Below are 19,358 nucleotides of genomic sequence, written 5' to 3'. Positions count from 1 at the left end.
GGTTCTAGAGCTCGTCCTCGTCCTCGGGCGCGTCGCCCGCTAGTGGCAGGTCCTCAATCTGCTGCGCCGAGCGTACGCTCTCTCCGTCCGCGAAGGCACCGGGGCGCTCGTAGTCCGGCAAGCCCTCGACGCCGATTGCTGGGCAGTCCGCGTACAGGCGATCCAAGCCGTAGAAGTCGCGCTCTGGGCTGCGCTGCACGTGCACCACGATGTTGCCGTAGTCCAGCAGCACCCAGCGGTTTTCGCGAACGCCCTCGCAGCGCTTCGGCTCGAAACCGGCGTCGGTCATGTCGCCTTCAATCTCTTGGACAATCGCGTTTACTTTGCGCTCGTTGTCCGCGGAGACAATCACAAAAATGTCGGTAATCCCGATCACGTTCGACACGTCGATCACGCCAATGTTCTCGCCGAGTTTTTCGTCGGCAGCTTTCGCAGCGATCGCGGCCTGATCAAGAGAGATCTGCAAAGCAGTCAAGTACTCAGTCCTTCGTCAGTAATGAAAAGTAATGAAAAATAGCAGTAACGCGCCTATTGTCCCACGCTACGCATGTTGTTCGCCACTTGAACGGTAAAGATCGTTTTTCGCGATGTACTGCACCACACCATCCGGCACCAGGTACCACACCGGACGGCCCTCCCGAGCGCGATCCCGACAGCCGGTGGAAGAGATCGCCATAGCGGGAATCTCGATAAGGTGCACCCTTTCTTGCAGATCCTCGGGCAGGAAAGATTCGCTCAGCTCGTAGCCCGGCCGGGTCACTCCGACGAACTGCGCCAAGTCAAACATCAAGTCCCAGTCGCGCCACGACATTATCGATGCCAACGCGTCCGCACCCGTAATAAAAAACAGGTCTGCCTGCGGCAACAGGGCGCGCAAGTCCCGCAGCGTGTCCAGGGTGTAGGTCGGGCCTGCACGGTCAATGTCCACCCGAGAGACCGAGAAGCGCGGGTTCGAAGCCGTCGCGATGACCGCCATCAAGTAGCGGTCCTCAGAGTCAGTGATCTGCCGGTCAGCTTTCTGCCAGGGCTCCCCTGTCGGGACGAACACGACCTCATCCAGGTCGAAGCGGTCAGCGACTTCACTCGCTGCCACCAAGTGACCGTTGTGGATCGGGTCGAACGTGCCACCCATGACTCCCACGCGTCGTGCACCACGCAACGACGCCGCTACAGCTTCTGCCACGTACTTATCCGATCCAGATGTTGGCCTGCTCGAACGTCAGCCAAAACGCGGTAAGCGCTACGCCAACGATTGAGCCAAGCACGATGAGCAGAATCCCCCACCACGACAGCTTCTCTTTGCCTTCCACGGAGGAGCCCCCGTTCTGCTTTAACGACGACATCGAACTGGCGTTAAGGTCCTCGCACACCGGTTTGCCGTGCTCGTCGAGGACCGGGATGCGCTGCCCGCGGGCGTCGACAAGAACATTGCCGTTCCCATCGGTGCGGAACTGGCACCTTTGCGACTGGATGTATACACCCCGCGTCGGCGTCGGCACTGCCACACCCGCTTCTGCCTCTTGAGCCTGCGCCACCGAGACTCCGCTGGTCATCAGCGTTGCTGCCACGAGAGCGCTGCACGCTGTATGCTTCCACGAAACCATGACTGTGTCTCTGTCCTTCCTTAACACTTAGCGGTACCGTACCTGGTCGACGAAGCGCCCAAAGGAATCCGCCACCTGGTCATCCCAGCGGTTCCACCGCAGGAAATACTGTCCGTGAGTACCTCCTGTCGGAGCAGCCGCACGCAACACGGGCACGGAAAGGTCACAGACCGCATCGAGCGGCAGGCAGTAGTTGACCCTGTTCGGCGTCGCGCCCGCGGTGCGCGTGTTGAACGGCAGGAAGCCAAGCATGCCGCCAGCGCCACCGTTTGCTACACCAACCGTGCCACCATCGCGTGCTGCGGTCATCGGGTTGCCGAAGTAGACAACGCCAGCCAGCTTGCCGCGGCGTGCCAGCTCACGCTCATGCTCCAGCAGAATCATCGCGCCCTGCGAGTAGCCGGACAGCACGTACTTCGGGCGGCACCCGCTTGAGCGCTCGTAGTCGTTGACCAGCGCCATCACGCCGGTGCGCCCAATGTTGACGGAATCCATGAAGTCGGTGCCAGCCTGGCGCGCCATGGTAAACAGTGGCACTGCGTACTGCACCGCCAGCCCCAACGCCTGCAGCAAGGTAGCTGGAACCGCGACGGAGGGGACGTCGTAATCCGGGTACACAGCCGGGTAGTAACGTGGCTCCATCCCGAGGACTTCCACGTCCTTCATCAGGGAATTCCCGCCATGCGTGGCGCGGTAGCGCGACTCCGAGTAGCGCAGGAACGCCCGGATGGTCTCCCCCTCCCACCCATTCGACGTCCATGGTGCTTCCCCTGCGTAGCGGGTGCGGTAGATCTGGTTGTTTTGTCCCGAACCACGCGCGGCGATCACGGCAACAGACGGGCAATGCTGCTGCGCGTCCGCCTCATGCGTCGGCAGCACCGGAGTAACCACCGCCGCTGCTGCGGCGGTGAACGCAACTGCAGTCACGGACAGCCGACGACGGAAAAACGTACGCATTTTGCGGATCACTGTGCACCTTCTTCGTAAATGAATCACACCTGGGAGTTTGGGCGTGAAGAACTGCGCATTAGTGTAGCCCGCTTACACCATTTTCCTAACTTCGAGTGTGCCCGTTTCCTTCCAGTATCCACTTCGTGCTCATCAACTCAGGCAGCGCCATCGGTCCACGCGCGTGCAGCTTCTGCGTCGAAATCCCGATTTCCGCACCCATACCGTACTGCTCGCCGTCTGTAAACGCGGTCGACGCGTTCAACATGACGGCCGCAGCATCCACGTGGTCCGCGAAGTACTGCAGCACGCGCGCGTTGCTCGCGACGACAGCTTCCGTATGCCCCGTCGAATACCGCGCGATGTGCTCCGCTGCGCCCTCCACTCCATCAACGACGGCGACGGCCACATCCATCGAGAGGTACTCCTCCGACCAATCGTGCTCGCCCGCTTTGACCACGTCACGCGCACCAAACGCGCCGAGCACCTCCGGGTCACCGTGGACCGTCACGCCGGCTTCTTGCAACGCATTGACGACGGCCGCCTTGTCCTCATCCGGCAGCGTCGCATCAAGCAGCACCGTCTCAGTCGCGTTGCACACCGACACCCGGCGCGTCTTGCCATTGACAACGATGTCGATCGCCTGCTGAAGATCCGCGGAAGCGTCCACGTAGGCGTGACAATTGCCCGTGCCGGTCTCGATGGTGGGCACGGTTGCTTGGGTAACGACGGCGTCGATAAGCCTGGCGCTGCCGCGCGGAATGACAACATCGACGAGCCCACGCGCCGTGATGAGCGCGGTGACGGAATCGTGCGAATCGCTCGGCAGCAGCTGGACTGCCTCGACCGGCAGCGCCTCCTTCGCAAGCACATCCTGCAGCACCGTGACCAGCGCCGCGTTCGAGTGCGCCGCAGACTTCGAACCGCGCAGCAGCGCCACGTTGCCCGACTTCAGAGCCAAACCGAACGCGTCCACAGTGACGTTCGGGCGGGCCTCGTAGACCATGCCCATCACCCCCAGTGGCACGCGGACCTGGCGCATCCGAATCCCGTTGTACATCGTGCCCCCGCGCACCACATCCCCGACCGGATCGTGCAGGGCTGCGACTTGGCGCAGTCCGTCCGCGATGCCGCTGATGCGTTGCTCGTCCAGGGCGAGCCGGTCCACCAGCGCCTCGTCCATGCCTGCCTCGCGGGCTTCCACAATGTCGTGGGCGTTCGCCTCTAGGATTTCCGCGGTGCGTGCCTCGAGCGCCTCCGCAGCGTGCAGCAGCACGGCATTCTTCCGGGCAGTCGGCAGCGTCGCGATCACCGGCGCTACCTTCTTCGCGGCCTTCGCGAGGCGGTGCACCCGCGCCTCAATCTCAATACTGGCCATTAGTACCCTTCCTCCACGTCGATCTGCGTTGGCATCGGGCGGCCGTCCTGCAGCGCTTCCCAGTTGCGGCGTGTCAGCTCGCCCAGGCGTGCCTGCATGTAGCGCGGAATGTTCGCGGTATGCGGGGTGATCAGGCAGCGGTCCATCTGCCACAGTGGGTGATCCTCCGGCAGCGGCTCCGGGTCAGTGACGTCAAGGCCAGCGCCGGCGATCGTGCGTTCCTGCAGCGCCTTGGTCAGCGCCTCGGTATCCACCAGCGGGCCACGGCCCACGTTGACAACCACCGCGTTCGGCTTCATCGCACGCAGCACTTCCGCGTTGATCATGTGATGCGTCTGCTTCGTCAACGGTGCGATGAGTACAAAGTAGTCCGCTTGCGACCACACGTCCTGCGCCTCATCCATGGCGACGGTGCGCGTCGCCCCCGGCACCGGGTTGCCAGAACGGTTCACCGCGATAATCTCCGGTCCAAACGGCTCGAGGAAGCGAATCAGCTTCTTGCCGATGCCACCCGCCCCAATGACAGCAACCTTCTTGTTGTCGAACAGGTAGTCCTTCTCTTCGTGCATCTGCCGATCGTTCCACTGCGGTGTCACCGCCTTGTGCCGCTGCAATACGCCCAGCAGCAACGCCAGCGCAGACTCAGCCACCGTGTCGTCGTAAATCCCGGCGGCGTTCGCCGTCGGCACATCTGGGTCAAGCACCCCTGCCTCTACCAGCTTTTCGACGCCCGCATACGCCACCTGCACAAGCTTGATGCTCGGCGGCAGCTCCTCCGGGAAATCTTCCGGGCCCCCGCGAAACACCAATACATCTGGAGACTCGTTGAGGTCCACAAACGTGTGGCCGTGCGCGGTCAGATCATCGACGACTGCGTCCCAAGGCTTCGGTAAGAATGCAAATTTCATGCACCCCAACCTAGCGTGGATTTACAAGCGGGTGGCGTAATTCGATAAATAGTCGGCGTGCACGACAGGTTTGCGTTGGCCTTCCGGCAGTTCATCGGTGTGTTTGCCCAGCATGTTTGCAAGCTCTGTGGCGTCGTAGGCGACCTCGCCGCGCCCAACGGCTTCCGAGTCCGGCCCCAGGATCTCGACGATGTCGCCCGCGTGGAAGTCTCCCTCGATATCCGTGATGCCGACCGCGAGCAGACTCGTACCACCGCTCGTGACCGCGTTCACCGCACCCCTGTCGAGGCGCACCACGCCCTCAGCGTCCGCAGCGTAGAGCGCCCAGAACTTCCACGCCCGCAGCGTCGACTGCTCGCGGGTGTGGAAGACGGTGCCACAGCTCGCGTCCTGTAGCGCTTGTGAAATCTTCGACGCACTGGTCAGCAACACCGGCACGCCGCCGCGGGCAGCCAGGCGCGCGGCGGATACCTTCGCCGCCATTCCACCAGTCCCGAGCACACCACCATCACCGGCCACGACGCCTTCCAGGTCAGCGCCGGTACGGACCTCGGACACGAGCTGCGCATCAGGGTCGGCAGGGTTGCGGTCGTAGAGGCCGTCGACATCTGAAAGCAGCACGAGCGCATCTGCCCCGATCAGCGTCGCCACGATCGCTGAGAGCCTATCGTTGTCGCCGAAGCGCATCTCGGAGGTCGCCACTGTATCGTTCTCGTTGACAATCGGCACGGTGCCCAGCTGCCGCAGCCGGTCGATTGTACGCTGCGCGTTGCGCGCGCGCTCGCGCACGCCGGCGTCGGCTTGCGTCAGCAGCACCTGGCCCACAGTGCGACCATGCCTGGCGAAGGAAGCGCCCCACTCCTGCGCGAGATGCACCTGCCCCACCGCCGCGGCGGCCTGCTTCGTTGCAAGGTCGCGCGGGCGGGTCCGCAACCCCAGTGGGCGCATCCCGGCAGCAATCGCGCCGGAGGACACCACCACGATGTCGGTGCCCGCATCCATGCGATCCACCAGCGCATCCACGAGGCGATCAATCTTGACCCTGCTCACTGACGAATCCTCGTTGACGAGTGAGGTAGTACCAAGCTTGACGACGACCCGCTTCGCACCAGCAATGTGGCTGCGAAGCTGCGCCTCCGTAGTAGTCGCTGCGTTCATAGCAGCTCAGTGTAGCGCTACCCCTGCCAACGTTCCCGGTCGGCTGTTGCGCCGTCGCCGTAATCGAACTCGTCGATCAGGCCGCGGCGCGCCTGCGACGCACGCTTACGCTCCGCAGCAGAAGCACGCGTGGTGTCGTAGAGGCGCGCATCCTGGCCGCGTCCCGCCAAGGTTGGATCGCCGGCTCGCGATGGCTCCCACTCAAACGAGATTTCGCCGATAGTGACGGTATCGCCCTCCATCGCGCCGATCTTGCGCAGCTCGTCCTCCACACCGGCTTTGTTCAAACGGTCCGAGAGGTAACCAACTGCCTCATCGTTCTCGAAGTCAGTCTGGCGAATCCAGCGCTCCGCCTTCTCACCAGTGACCAGCCATGCACCCGGCACCATCGGATCCGCAACGACCTCGATACCGCCCTCCTGCGCGTGACCACGCCGCTTCGGCGCTACTGCTTTCGGGCGGATCACCTCAGCTGGAGCCGCCTTCGTAGCTTTCACGCGGCGCTTCCGGGCGCGTTCAACGATGGTCCACAGCGCCCACTTCAGCGGGTCAAGCCCTTCACGGGTCGCGGTAGAAATCATGTACACATCCCAGCCGAATTTTTCCTTAATATCGTCTTCCAAGAACTCCGCGAGCTCCCGCGCCTCCGGGACGTCCATCTTGTTCAAAACGACGATGCGCGGGCGCTCCCGCAGGTCACCGAGGCCTGAGTCCATATCAAGCTGCTCCGCGTAGGTATCCAGCTCATGTTCAAGCGCCTCAATGTCAGAAATCGGGTCGCGCCCGGGCTCCATCGTGGCAACGTCCACGATGTGTGCCAGCACGGCAGTACGCTCGATATGGCGCAAGAAGTCCAGGCCCAGCCCCTTGCCCTGGCTCGCCCCCGGGATCAGGCCTGGCACGTCCGCGATCGTGTACGTGTCATCGCCGACATTGACCACGCCAAGGTTCGGAGCGAGCGTCGTGAAGGGGTAGTCCGCAATCTTCGGCTTCGCTGCAGAAAGCACCGAGATCAACGAGGACTTCCCTGCCGAAGGGAAGCCGACCAGCCCCACATCCGCCATTGACTTCAGCTCGAGGATCAGGTCGTGAGCTTCGCCCGGCTCGCCCTTCAGCGCGAAACCTGGGGCCTTCCGCTTCGCGGTGGCCAGCGCCGCGTTGCCCAGACCACCGAAGCCGCCCTCCGCGGCAAGGAAGCGGGTGCCCGGCACCGTCAGGTCAGCGAGCAGTTCACCGTCTTCGCTGCGCACCACGGTGCCCACCGGGACCTCGAGGATGAGGTCTTCCCCGCGAGCGCCGTTGCGGTTGTCGCCCTCTCCGTTGCCGCCACGCTTCGCTTTGACGTGCGGATGGTACTGGAAGTCGAGCAGCGTGTGCACCTGGTTGGATACCTCCAGCACGATGTCGCCGCCGTGGCCGCCGTTGCCTCCATCCGGTCCGCCGAGGGGTTTGAATTTTTCGCGGTGGACAGAGACACAGCCATGTCCGCCGTCACCGGCCTGGAGGTGCAGCACCGCGCGGTCAACAAATTGGGCCATTATTTCCGCCTTCCTTGCAAAAGAGTTCTAGTAGTGGAGGGTACCGGGTTGTGGGAAAGAAAAACACCGCGCACCCGGTCGGGGTGTGCGGTGTTTCAAGTATTGCTACGGGTTACGCAGTTTCCTGTGCCACGCCAGCTACCTCTGCAGCCTCGAGCACCTCTGCCGAAACGCCCTCGCCGTCCGCTGGGACGATGTTGACGATGCGACGGTTGCGCTTAATGCCGAACTGGACTGCGCCAGCTGCAAGCGCGAACAGCGTGTCGTCGCCACCGCGGCCGACGTTGTCACCTGGGTGGAACTTGGTGCCGCGCTGACGAACGATGATCTCGCCCGCCTTTACCTGCTGACCACCGAAACGCTTCACACCGAGGCGCTTCGACTCTGAGTCACGACCGTTCGAGGAGCTTGATGCACCCTTCTTCGTTGCCATTGTCTATTTCTCCTTAGTGCAAGTCTTACTTGATAGCAGTGATCTTGATGGTTGTCTGTGGCTGACGGTGGCCCTGGCGGACCTTGTAGCCGGTCTTGTTCTTGTACTTCAGAATGTCGACCTTCTTGCGTTTGCCGTGCTCGACAATCTCAGCTTCAACAGAAACCTTGGACAAAGCATCAGGGCCTGCGGTGACATCCGCGCCATCGACGAGCAGAACCGGGGTGAGGGCAACCTTGTCGCCCGCTTCACCCTCGATCTTCTCGACCTTGACGAGGTCGCCTTCGGCAACCTTGTACTGCTTGCCGCCAGTCTTGACGATCGCGTACATAGAGGGTTACCCCTTATCTAAACTCGTTGTGTCTCCCCGCATGCTGAGCAGACAGTTGGTACAGTTCTCTAGCGCTTTGTGGCCTTTCGCGTTCCACCATGCCTGCATGCGTAAACGGCGCGGCTTCACAGCCCAAAACAGCGACTGTCAAATACTACACAGAAGCGGGTGCGATTATCAAACCGCACCCGCTTCCCTCTACTTAGAAGAGGTTCGGCGTGTCGCGCGTCGACGCCTGCGGCGCGCACTCGCCTTCGACTCCTGCTTCTTCCCCATCGGCTTTACCGCCTTCGGCTGGCTCTCCTTTGCCTTCGGCTGCTCCTGCTGCGGCTGAGAAGTCCTGCGTACTGCGCGGCGGCGCCCACGTCGACGAGGCGACTCCGTCACCTTCACGGCCGGCTTGTCCTGTGATTCTTTCTCCGGCTCCTTGATTTCGAAGTCCTCACGCTTCGGCTTGTGGTCGGAACGGGAGTTGCCGCGGGTCGCCCGCTTGCGGCGTGGAGAACGCTCGAAGGCCTCGAGTGCTTCTTCGTATGTCTGCTCAGACTTCGGCGTCTCCTGCTCCTGCTGGGACTGCTGGGACTGCCGGCTCTCCCGCTGCTCCTGCGCGCGACCACGGCCACGACCCGTCCCGCGACGGCCGCGACGACGCGAGCCGGATTCGCGCTGAGAAGACTCACCTACTACAGGTGGCTTCGGTTCGTTGTTCTCGGCGTTGTCGGCGTGGTCCTCAACGTCTTCGGAAACAACCGAGCCCACCAGCTCGTCGATAGCCTTCTCGTCGAGCTTGTTGCGGCACTTCTCCGCCGTCTTCTTGTTCGTGCGCTCACCGTTCGACTTCCCGCGCTTCTTGCCGCGACCACCGCGGTGTTGCAGGTCGTCCTCCTCCGGGTTGTACGTCGCGTGCTCCACCGGTTCCTCGGTGATGATTACACCGCGGCCACCACAGCACTCACACGGCTTGGAGTAGGTCTCAAGCAGCCCGTCGCCGAGCTTCTTGCGGGTCAGCTGCACAAGCCCGAGCGAGGTCACCTCGGAAACCTGGTGGCGGGAGCGGTCTCGGCCCAGCGTCTCCTTCAGGCGACGCAGCACTAGCTCCTTGTTTTCGTCCAGGATCATGTCGATGAAGTCGATGACCACCATGCCGCCAATATCTCGCAGGCGCAGCTGGCGCACGACTTCCTCCGCGGCCTCCAAGTTGTTCGCGGTGACGGTCTCTTCGAGGTTGCCGCCGGAGCCGGTGAACTTTCCGGTGTTGACGTCGATCACCGTCATGGCCTCGGTGCGTTCAATGACCAACGTGCCACCCGATGGCAGCCACACAACGCGAGCAAGCGCCTTCTGCACCTGCTCGTCAATGCGGTGTTCCGCAAAAGCGTCGGCACCGTCGTGCGCAACACGGTCAAACTTGGTCACACGGTCCAACAGGTCCGGCGCGACAGATTGCAGGTACGCGTGCGCAATGTTGTACGACTTCTTGCCGTCGATGATCAGCTCGGAGAAGTCTTCGTTGAAGACGTCGCGGACCACACGGACGATCAGGCGCGGCTCTTCGTAGAGCAGCACTGGGCGTGAGCCTTTACCGCTCTTCGCGGCTTCCGCCTTCTCCTGCACCATCTCCCACTGCTTATGCAGGCGCTGCACGTCCTCGGCAATCGCCTCCTTCGACATGCCCTCCGCGGCCGTGCGGATAATCGCACCACCCTTGCCAGGCACGACTTCGTTGAGGATGCCCTTAAGGCGCTTGCGCTCGGTGACAGGCAGCTTGCGGGAAATCCCAGCGTTACGGCCACCCGGCACGTAGACAAGGAAGCGCCCTGCCAGCGATATGTGCGTTGTCAGGCGAGCACCCTTGTGCCCGTTAATATCCTTCGAGACCTGCACCATCACCTGGTCACCGGACTTCAGCGCGTGTTCAATTCTGCGCTTCTTGCCGCCAAGCTTCGCCGCCTTCCAATCGACCTCGCTGGCGTAGAGCACCGCGTTACGCCCAGTTCCGATGTCAATGAACGCCGCCTCCATACCCGGCAGCACGTTCTGAACACGGCCCATGTAAATATTGCCGATGATCGAAGCGTTGTCATCCGTCGACACAAAGTGCTCCGCAAGCAGACCATCCTCCAGGACCGCTACCTGCGTGATGCGGCCCGGGCCATCGTTACGGTCGCGCTCGCGTACCACCATGGTCCGGTGCACCGACTCACGTCGAGCAAGGAACTCAGCCTCAGAAACAATGCGGGAGCGCTGACGCTCTGCTTCTCGACGCTCACTCCGCCGACGACGCTGCGCCTCCAGACGAGCGGAACCGCTGATCCCCTTCGGTTCATCAATAACTTCAACCTTGGGCTCCTCGGCCTCATCGTGGTCCTCGCCCTTGCCGGTGTCTTCGAGTGCGGTATCTGCCTCCGGTTCCTTCGGTGCGGCAGTGCGCACTGCACGGCGGCGCTTCGGTCGCGTCGGCGCCTTGAAGATCGGCGCGTATTCGACCGTCGCCTCTTCCTCGTGTTCTGGCTCTTCCTCAGCTTCCGGTTCAGGCTCCGGTTCCGATGCTGGTTCCTGCTCCGGCTCGTCGGCCTCCTCATCAGCGGACTCGAAGGTCGCGTCGACCTTCTCCTCGATCTGGTGGATTTCGTTCTCCACGTCCTTGCGCACCCGCTCGCGGATCTTTTCGTCGCTGTTATCCTTCGACTTCTTCGCCTCAGCCTTATCCGTTGGCTGCTGCAGCGCATCGATGACCTTTTCGGCTTCCTCCCGCGTAATCGAGGACTGCGCAACCTTTGTAATTCCCATCTCGGTCAGCGCGACTACAACGTCCTTGGATGCCACCCCCAACGCCTTCGCGAGTTGAAATACCCGCATCTTGTCTTTCAGGGTGGATCGATCAAAGTCCTGAATTTCGGTATGAGATTTTTTCGCCACGTACGTGCTCCTATTTTTTGCATCTGCAAGCGGGGTCAACCGGGCGCGAAGCCGTTGCCGCTGCCACACGGCTGACACACGTTCCTACAGAAAGTTGTAAAAAGCTTGCCCCCATTGTGACACACCACGCCGACTGTGCCTATTTCAGCACCGCCGCGCGTGGCCATCCAGCCGTTCGGCGCACCACGATGAAATAGTTCCCAAGCTCGGGAACTATTTTGCGTTTTGGGCCTGCTCCCGTCGACCAACGCATCTGTATCCCCAAGTCGCAACACTTGTCTACGAAAATCGTTCCCACTATCCAGGAAATCGCGGGAACTTTTTCGGCAGGAGGGGAGGCGGCAACACAACAAAACCGCCCACCCTGCCATACACAGCAGGATGGGCGGCCGAAGTGTGGTTCTTACTTGTTCGGGAACCAGATTGCGATCTCGCGCTCGGCGGACTCTGGGGAGTCGGAGCCGTGGACGACGTTTTCGCCGACGGTAAGGGCGAAGTCACCGCGAATGGTGCCAGGGGTTGCCTTGGCGACAGGGTCGGTGCCACCCGCGAGCTGGCGCCACGCCTCGATAGCGCGCTCGCCCTCGACGATGCCAGCGACCAGCGGAGCGGAGGTGATGAACTCAACGAGCTCACCGAAGAACGGCTTGTCCTTGTGCTCTGCGTAGTGCTTCTCAGCGGTCTCGCGGTCTGCGGTACGCAGGTCCATCTCGACCAGCTTGAGGCCCTTGCGCTCGATGCGGGAGATGATCTCTCCGACGTGGCCGTTTGCGACGCCGTCTGGCTTAATCAAAATCAGTGTACGTTCAGTCATGGTTCCCTACCCTACTAAACAACAACCACCAGGTGTGAACATCTTGATGCGGGGATGATTAAAGTTTGCTCCATGGCTTATGAGAGTCCCCTGCCGCCCATTCCGGACGTCGGCACGCGTGCGAGTTCCATCACTGATCTGCTGTTCGCCGATCTTGGCGAGCACGCGTCGGCGCCTGCCCTCATGGAGGTTGAGTCGGGGCGCAGCGTGACCTATGCGCAGCTGCGCCGAGAGGTGTTGGCGCTCGCCGCCACGTTGCGCCGGCGGGGCATCGGGCCCGGCGATTGTGTGGGGGTGCAGTTGTCGAACGGCATCGACTTTGCTGTTACTTTTCTTGCGTTGGTGCACGTGGGGGCGTCGGCAAGTTTGTTGGGTACGAGTCTCACCGCTGGCGAGCGCGACCACCTCTGCGAGCTCGCTGGGGCCTCAGTACTTTTCGACGCCCCCATCGCCCCCACCGAACCCGCCGAGCTCACCGCGTGCCCCGCCGCGCCCGACGACGTGGCCGCGGTGGCGTTTTCCTCCGGCACCACCGGCCTGCCGAAGGCTGTGGAGCTGACTCACCGCAACTTGTGTGCGAACATGGTGCAGTTCTCGACCGCGCTGCGCGCAAGCGGCATCGGCGCTGGCACGCCGACGCTGGCGCCACTGCCTTTCGCCCACATCTACGGTCTGAACACGCTGTTGTTATCGTCGTTGTACGCGCGGCACCACATTCACACGATGGCGGGGTTTGACTTGAGCCTGTTCATTGAGGCGCAGCGCAAGCACCGTATTGAGTTGGGCTTTATTGCACCACCCATCGCGCTTGCGCTCTCACGCCACCCGGAGGCGACCGCGGAGGCGTTTGTGGATTCCCGGTTCATGGTGTGTGGCGCCGCCCCGCTGGATGCCACGCTGGCGGACACCGTTGAGAAGCGTCTCGGCACCGTGATTCTGCAGGGCTACGGCACCACAGAGTCCTCGCCGGTGACTCACGTGGGCATCGCCGGGAAGTCGAAGCCTGGCTCGATTGGGTTCGCGGTGCCGAACACGCAGTTCCGCATCGTCGACCTTCGCGACGGCCACGACGTCGCCCCCGGTGAACCCGGCGAAATGCTCATTCGGGGGCCTCAGGTGATGCGCGGCTACCGCAACGACTCGGAGGCAACACGGGCGACGCTCGCTGATGGGTGGCTGCACACTGGTGATATCGTCACGCTGGCTGAGGACGGCACCGTGTACATCGTCGACCGCGCAAAAGAAGTGATTAAGTACAAGGGCTTCCACGTCGCCCCCGCGGAGCTCGAGGCGCTGCTGCGCACGCACCCTGCAGTTGGTGACGCCGCCGTAGTTCGCCAGATCGTGCGCACCCACGGCGTGGATTGCGAGGTTCCGCGCGCCTGCATCGTCGTCGCCGAGGGCGCGACGCTGGGCCGCGAGGAGATCATGGCGTGGGTCGCCGAGCGGGTGGCCGGGTATAAAAAGATCCGTGAAGTCACCTTCACGGATCACATCCCGCGTAACGCGGCGGGCAAGATTTTACGGCGCGAGCTCTAATCGGCGTCCAGGTGCTGCGTGGTCAGATAACCCCCGCGCATGCGCTGGACGATGTCCGAGCGCAGCTTCACGATGAAGAACCACACCAGGCCGAACATCAGCCCCACCACCGTGACCGACCAATGCACGAAGAACCCGAAGATGAGTGGCACCTGCAAAGCCAGGTTGATCCACATCGCGCCCGGCACCTTCTGTGCAAACGCCATCACCACGTGCGCCACACCAATGACCGTGATGTAGACCCAGTTGAACGTGGTCCAATAGGCACCATTGTCGACCTTGAGCACCACGAGCAGGATGAGCAGCACGGTGATGGACTCCATGATCAGCGTGCCGGAGAGCACTCCGCGCAATCCTGCGATCGGGTCCTTGACTGGCTCGTGCCCGAGCCCGAGTGGGCTGATCGGCGGTTGGCGTTTCTCTCTGGTCACTCTGGGTCCTTTCCAAACATGGTGCGGGCCTCCCCCGCGGTCACGACAGAGCCGGTGATGATCACACCGGAGCCTGACTGCACTCCAACCTCCGCCAGGGCGTCTTCGGCCAGTTCAACGGCCAGCTCATAAGCCGACGGCAGGTGTGGCTGCACGTGCACGCGTTCATCACCGAAGATGGGCCGGGCGATCTCGGCAAGGTCCTCGGCCTCCATTGCGCGCGGCGAGGAATTCTGCGTAATTACCACTTCCGTCAGCGCCGGTTCCAGCGCCTGGAAGATCCCAGCGGCGTCCTTGTCGCCGAGCACGCCCATCACGCCGATGAGGCGGGTGAAGTCAAAGTCGTGCTGCAGCGCCTCAGCGAGGGCAGTCGCGCCGTGGGGGTTGTGGGTGGCGTCGATAAACGTGGTGGGTGTGGCGCGTACTCGCTCAAGCCTGCCCGGCGAGCGCACCGCCGCGAAGCCTTCTCGCACCGCGTCGATGCTGAGCTGGTGCTCGGCGTGCGCGCCGTGGAACGCCTCAACCGCCGCGAGCGCGACAGCCGCGTTGCGTGCCTGGTGCGGCCCGGACAGCGGCAGGAAGATGTCCTCGTAGCTGCCGGCGAGTCCGCGCAGACGCAACTGCTGGCCGCCGACGGCCACACCGGCTTCCTCGACACCGAACTCGGAGCCGAGGCGCGCGACGGCACTGCCGACCTGGACCGTCTGCTCGAGTAGCACGCGCATAGCTTCCGGCTGCTGGTCCGCGATGATAGTGACGGAGTCCGGGTTCGTGATGATGCCGGCCTTCTCGCCCGCGATCTGCTCAAGCGTGTCGCCAAGGTACTGCGTGTGGTCAATGCCGATCGGCATGATGACGTTCACGTCCGCGTCAATCACGTTGGTCGCGTCCCAACGACCACCCATGCCGACTTCCACCACGGCGATGTCCACTGGGGCGTCGGCAAACGCGGCGTAGGCAATGCAGACCGTGGCCTCAAAGAAGCTCAGTGGCTGGCCGAAGTGCTCGTCGGCCATCGCGAGGTACGGCTGAATCTCTTCGTGAATGCGAACGAAGTCCGCGGGGTGGATCGGCTGACCGTCGATCGCGATACGTTCGGTGATCAGCTGCAGGTGCGGGCTCGTCGTGCGCCCCACCCGGTGCCCGAGGCTGCGCAGCAGCGACTCGATCATCCGAGTTGTCGACGTCTTCCCATTCGTCCCCGCGACGTGAATCGCCTTGAAGGAACGCTGCGGGGAACCCAGCAGGTCCATGACGTACTCGACGCGCTCCAGTGTCGGGTCGATTTGTGTTTCGCCCCAGCGTTCCTCGAGCTCCCGCTGGACTTCGCGCAGCGCGGCAAGGTCTTCAGGCGTGACTTCACGCGCGACGGTGTCTTCCGTCTCCTCCGGCTGCGGCGCTCCCAGGTTCAGGCGCAGCCCGGACTCTTCGACGGAGATGTCGAACTGCTCTGGCAGCTCTGGAAGCTCCGGCAAATCAGCATTATCGGCCATTTACGCCTCCGGCAGCTGCGCCAGACGCGCGGTCACGCGTGCGAACTCTTCCTTCGCAACCTGCTGGCGCACCTTAATCTTCTCGACGACCTGCTCCGGCGCGTTCGCCAGGAACTGCTCGTTGCCAAGCTGGCGGCCAGTGGTGTCGAGCTCCTTCTGCGCCGCAGCAAGTTCCTTCTCCAGGCGCTTGCGCTCGGCAGCAACGTCGACGGTGCCGGAGGTATCCAGGGCCACGTCGAGCGTCGCCTGGCTCAGGCGCATTTCAATGCTTGCCGACGCCGCAAAGTCCTCACCAGGCGCCTCTACCCGCGCGATATCGCGGATGACGTTCTCCAAGCCAGCCAAGTCCGCCTTGGCAAAGTCGAGCTTCGCCGGCACCTTTTGGTTCGGCTTCACACCCTGGTCCGCGCGGAAGCGACGCAGCTCAGTGATCAGCTTGATGGAATCCTGGATCCTGCGGCGCGCAACATCATCCGTATCGACGCCACCGTTGGTGTCCTCCGCAGTCGGCCACGGGGCCTGCGTAATCGAAGGCTGCTGCGTCAACGCGGTCCACAGGACCTCCGTGATGAACGGCATCGTCGGGTGCAGCAGGCGCAGCACCACGTCGAGTACGCGGCCGAGCACGATCTGCGTGTTGCGACCCTGCGCGGTCTCACCCTCGCGCGGGATCTGGGTCTTTGCGATCTCCAGGTACCAGTCGCACAGCTCGTCCCACGCGAAGTGGTACAGATCCTCATTTGCCTTCGCGAACTGGTAATCATCCAGGTAGGCGTCGACCTTCGCCCGAACTTCCTCGGCGCGGTCCAGGATCCAGCGGTCAGCGTCCGTGAGCTCTTCGCGTGCCGGGAGCGGGCCAACGGCTGCGCCGTTCATCAGGGCGAAGCGCGTCGCGTTGTACAGCTTGGTGGCGAAGTTACGCGCAGACGTGGCGTTATCTTCACCAATCGGCAGGTCCACGCCCGGGTTCGCGCCGCGGGCAAGTGCGAAGCGCAGCGCGTCAGCACCGTAGCGCTCCACCCAATCCATCGGGTCGATGCCGTTGCCCAGAGACTTCGACATTTTGCGGCCCTTCTCGTCGCGAACCAGGCCGTGCAGGTACAGGTCCGTGAACGGGATGATCGGGCGGCCGTCGACGCCCTCACCGAGGACCTCCGGGGTATTCTTTCCTGCAAAGGTGCCGAACATCATCATGCGCGCGACCCAGAAGAACAAGATGTCGTAGGCCGTTACCAGCACGGACGTCGGGTAGAACTTCTCCAGGTCCGGGGTCTTCTCTGGCCAGCCGAGCGTCGAGAACGGCCACAGCGCGGAGGAGAACCAGGTGTCCAGCACGTCCGGGTCCTGCGTGTAGCCGGCTGGCGGCTCCTCATCGGGGCCGACGCAGACCACTTCGTCATTCGGTCCGTACCAGATCGGGATGCGGTGGCCCCACCACAGCTGGCGCGAAATCGTCCAGTCGTGCATGTTGTCTACCCAGTCAAAGTAGCGCTTCTCCATCGACGCCGGGTGAATCTTCGTGTCGCCGTTGCGGATCGCGTCGCCGGACATCTTGGCCAGCTCTTCAACCTTGACGAACCACTGCAGGCTCAAACGTGGCTCAATTGGCTCGCCGGAGCGCTCCGAGTGGCCCACCGAGTGCACGTACGGGCGCACCTCCTTGACGATGCGCCCCTGCTCCGCCAGCGCCTCGCGCACCGCGACGCGAGCTTCTTCGCGGCTCATGCCGTCGAACTTGGTGCCGGTGTCGGCAATATGGCCGGTCTCGTCCATGATGATCGGCATATCCAGGCTGTGGCGCAGGCCCATCTCGTAGTCGTTCGGGTCGTGTGCGGGCGTAATCTTCACCGCGCCGGTGCCCAGCTCCATATCAACGTAATCGTCAGCGATCACCTGAATCTTCAGGTCGTCGCGGAACGGGTGGTCGAACTCCTGACCAACCAGGTCCGCGTAGCGCTCATCATCCGGGTGGACGGCAATAGCGACGTCGCCAAGCATGGTCTCAACACGGGTCGTCGCAACGACCAGGTGCGGTTCGTCGTCGTTCAGCGAGCCGTAACGGATGGAGACGAACTCGCCCTCAACATCCTTGTAGACGACCTCGATGTCGGAAACCGCAGTTTCCAGCACGGGCGACCAGTTCACCAGGCGGTAGTCACGGTAGATCATGCCCGCGTCGTAGAGCTGCTTAAAGATTGTCTGCACTGCGCGCGAGAGGCCGTCGTCAAGTGTGAAACGCTCGCGTGACCAATCCACGGAGTCCCCAATCGCCCGCATCTGCGTAGTGATGGTGCCGCCGTACTGATGCTTCCACTCCCACACCTTGTCCACGAACTCTTCGCGGCCGTAGTCGTAGCGGTCCTTGCCCTCTTCGGCCTTCAGCTTCGTCTCGACCTTCGTCTGCGTAGCGATGCCCGCGTGGTCCATACCTGGCAGCCACAGGACCTCGTAGCCCTGCATACGCTTGCGACGCACCATAACGTCAATGAGCGTGTGATCCAGGGCGTGGCCCATGTGCAGCTGGCCCGTCACATTCGGCGGGGGCAGCATCACAGAATAAGCAGGCTTGTCCGAGGCGGCGTCGGCGGTGAAGTATCCCTTCTCCACCCAGCCCTCGTACAAAGCCTGCTCGTGTTCGCCGGGCTCCCAAGACTTCGGGAGCGCATCGGCCCGGTTTTTGCCTACCAAATGTTCAGTCGCGTCAGTCACGGTTGACTATCTTAGCCATCAACCTCCGGTAGGCGCGACCGACTAGAAAAGCTTGGAAGCAATCTCCCACTCAGCGCGCATCGCTTCGACGTTCTTGTCGATGCGCTCACGCTGGAAGTCGCTGATCTCCAGGCCTTCAACAACTTCCCACTTGCCATCGCGGCCGATGACCGGGAAACCGAAGAGCAGGCCCTCTTCGACGCCGTACTGGCCTGTGGAAGGCAGCGCGGCCGTCGTCCACTTGCCGTCGGTGCCGTTGACCCAGTCGCGCATGTGGTCAACCGCAGCGGAAGCAGCGGACGCCGCCGAAGACTTACCGCGGACCTCGATGATCTCGCCGCCGCGCTTGGCAACGCGCGGGATGAACTCGTCGACGTACCAGTCGCGGTCCAGCTTGTCGGCGATCTCCTCGCCGCCGACCTCTGCGTAGGTCACGTCCGGGAACTGGGTATCCGAGTGGTTGCCCCACACCACCATCTTCTCGATGGTCGACGACGGCACCTCAAGCTTCTGCCCCAACATGGACAGTGCACGGTTCTGATCCAGACGCATCAATGCGTTGAAACGCTCAGCAGGGATGTCTGCAGCTGCCTTGGCTGCGATGCGCGCGTTCGTGTTCGCGGGGTTACCCACGACGAGCACGCGGATATCGTCCGCAGCGCCGGCGTTAATGGCCTTGCCCTGCTCGACAAAGATCTTGCCGTTCGCCGTGAGCATGTCCGCACGGGACTCACCCTTGCCGCGCGGCTTCGCGCCCACCAAGAACGCGGCGTTCGCGCCCTCGAATGCCTTGTACTGGTCATCGGACACGTTGACGCCAGTCACGAGTGGGAAGGCGGAGTCGTGCAGTTCCATCGCGGTGCCTTCCGCCGCGCGGACCGCTGCTGGGATCTCAAGCAGGGTCAGCTCAACTGGCTGATCCGCACCGAAGACGTCACCAGAGGCAATACGCCACAGCAGGGAGTACGCGATGTTGCCTGCTGCGCCGGTGACAACGACTTTAACGGGAGTGGAAGAATGGTGTGTCATAGAAAAACCTCGGGTCAATAGAGTGCGGTACCTGACATACAAAGTATAGGTAGTACGACTGACGCACTACCCCCGAAATCGTGCACACCCTCCCCCTTTCAGGCCTAAATCGCTTGATGCTCCCCA

Annotated in this window: 17 protein-coding genes; 1 reads left to right on the top strand and 16 read right to left on the bottom strand. The window is 62.7% G+C overall.

Features of this window, described 5'->3' with window-relative positions:
• Positions 1–4: 4 nt before the first annotated feature.
• From rsfS to ndk, 12 genes are all read right to left on the bottom strand, one after another.
• Positions 5–475 (bottom strand): ribosome silencing factor, encoded by a 471-nt coding sequence (gene rsfS / locus BJP07_RS05635; protein WP_071566531.1) that lies wholly within the window; start codon positions 473–475, stop codon positions 5–7.
• Positions 476–541: 66 nt separating this feature from the next.
• Positions 542–1,183, bottom strand: coding sequence for a nicotinate-nucleotide adenylyltransferase (gene nadD / locus BJP07_RS05630; protein ID WP_369822321.1), 642 nt, complete (start codon positions 1,181–1,183; stop codon positions 542–544).
• A gap of 4 nt (positions 1,184–1,187) precedes the next feature.
• On the bottom strand, positions 1,188–1,604 hold the full coding sequence (locus tag BJP07_RS05625; protein ID WP_071566528.1) for a hypothetical protein: 417 nt from the start codon (positions 1,602–1,604) through the stop codon (positions 1,188–1,190).
• Between the two features lie 27 nt (positions 1,605–1,631).
• Positions 1,632–2,561, bottom strand: coding sequence for a cutinase family protein (locus BJP07_RS05620; protein WP_071566570.1), 930 nt, complete (start codon positions 2,559–2,561; stop codon positions 1,632–1,634).
• Positions 2,562–2,658: 97 nt separating this feature from the next.
• The gene (locus BJP07_RS05615) at positions 2,659–3,930 is read right to left on the bottom strand and encodes a glutamate-5-semialdehyde dehydrogenase (protein WP_071566527.1); all 1,272 of its coding nucleotides are present in this window, start codon (positions 3,928–3,930) and stop codon (positions 2,659–2,661) included.
• Positions 3,930–4,838, bottom strand: coding sequence for a D-isomer specific 2-hydroxyacid dehydrogenase family protein (locus BJP07_RS05610; protein ID WP_071566526.1), 909 nt, complete (start codon positions 4,836–4,838; stop codon positions 3,930–3,932). The genes BJP07_RS05615 and BJP07_RS05610 overlap by 1 nt, the downstream gene beginning before the upstream one ends.
• 21 nt (positions 4,839–4,859) lie before the next feature.
• Entirely contained in the window at positions 4,860–5,996 is a 1,137-nt protein-coding gene (gene proB, locus BJP07_RS05605) for a glutamate 5-kinase (RefSeq protein ID WP_071566524.1), read from the bottom strand.
• 17 nt (positions 5,997–6,013) lie between these two features.
• Positions 6,014–7,534, bottom strand: a complete 1,521-nt coding sequence (gene obgE / locus BJP07_RS05600; protein WP_071566522.1) for a GTPase ObgE — start codon at positions 7,532–7,534, stop codon at positions 6,014–6,016.
• Positions 7,535–7,646: 112 nt separating this feature from the next.
• A complete protein-coding gene (gene rpmA, locus BJP07_RS05595) occupies positions 7,647–7,967 on the bottom strand; it encodes a 50S ribosomal protein L27 (RefSeq protein ID WP_071566520.1) in 321 nt (106 codons plus the stop codon).
• A 25-nt stretch (positions 7,968–7,992) separates the two neighbouring features.
• Positions 7,993–8,298, bottom strand: a complete 306-nt coding sequence (gene rplU / locus BJP07_RS05590; RefSeq protein WP_071566518.1) for a 50S ribosomal protein L21 — start codon at positions 8,296–8,298, stop codon at positions 7,993–7,995.
• A 198-nt stretch (positions 8,299–8,496) separates the two neighbouring features.
• Complete coding sequence (locus BJP07_RS05585; RefSeq protein WP_369822322.1) at positions 8,497–11,286, bottom strand: translation initiation factor IF-2 N-terminal domain-containing protein; 2,790 nt, start codon at positions 11,284–11,286, stop codon at positions 8,497–8,499.
• A 334-nt stretch (positions 11,287–11,620) separates the two neighbouring features.
• Positions 11,621–12,031, bottom strand: coding sequence for a nucleoside-diphosphate kinase (ndk, locus tag BJP07_RS05580; protein WP_071566515.1), 411 nt, complete (start codon positions 12,029–12,031; stop codon positions 11,621–11,623).
• Positions 12,032–12,103: 72 nt separating this feature from the next.
• Between ndk and BJP07_RS05575 the strand changes: the two genes are divergently transcribed.
• A complete protein-coding gene (locus BJP07_RS05575) occupies positions 12,104–13,570 on the top strand; it encodes an AMP-binding protein (RefSeq protein ID WP_071566514.1) in 1,467 nt (488 codons plus the stop codon).
• On the opposite strand, the gene BJP07_RS05570 is transcribed toward BJP07_RS05575, so the two are convergent.
• The 4 genes from BJP07_RS05570 to BJP07_RS05555 are packed head-to-tail and all read right to left on the bottom strand — an operon-like array spanning position 13,567 to position 19,232.
• On the bottom strand, positions 13,567–14,001 hold the full coding sequence (locus BJP07_RS05570; RefSeq protein WP_071566513.1) for a DUF4233 domain-containing protein: 435 nt from the start codon (positions 13,999–14,001) through the stop codon (positions 13,567–13,569). The two genes, BJP07_RS05575 and BJP07_RS05570, sit on opposite strands and share 4 nt — an antisense overlap.
• Positions 13,998–15,494 (bottom strand): folylpolyglutamate synthase/dihydrofolate synthase family protein, encoded by a 1,497-nt coding sequence (locus BJP07_RS05565; protein WP_071566512.1) that lies wholly within the window; start codon positions 15,492–15,494, stop codon positions 13,998–14,000. Before BJP07_RS05565 ends, BJP07_RS05570 begins: the two co-directional genes overlap by 4 nt.
• Positions 15,495–18,203 carry a valine--tRNA ligase gene (locus BJP07_RS05560; protein ID WP_071566511.1) on the bottom strand — a complete coding sequence of 903 codons (2,709 nt, stop codon included), beginning with the start codon at positions 18,201–18,203 and terminating at the stop codon, positions 15,495–15,497.
• Between the two features lie 42 nt (positions 18,204–18,245).
• Positions 18,246–19,232, bottom strand: a complete 987-nt coding sequence (locus BJP07_RS05555; RefSeq protein WP_071566510.1) for a malate dehydrogenase — start codon at positions 19,230–19,232, stop codon at positions 18,246–18,248.
• Positions 19,233–19,358 lie beyond the last annotated feature (126 nt).

The organism is Corynebacterium sp. NML130628 (assembly GCF_001875665.1).
In the GTDB taxonomy this organism is placed as follows: domain Bacteria; phylum Actinomycetota; class Actinomycetes; order Mycobacteriales; family Mycobacteriaceae; genus Corynebacterium.
This window is presented reverse-complemented; position numbering and strand designations above follow the sequence as displayed.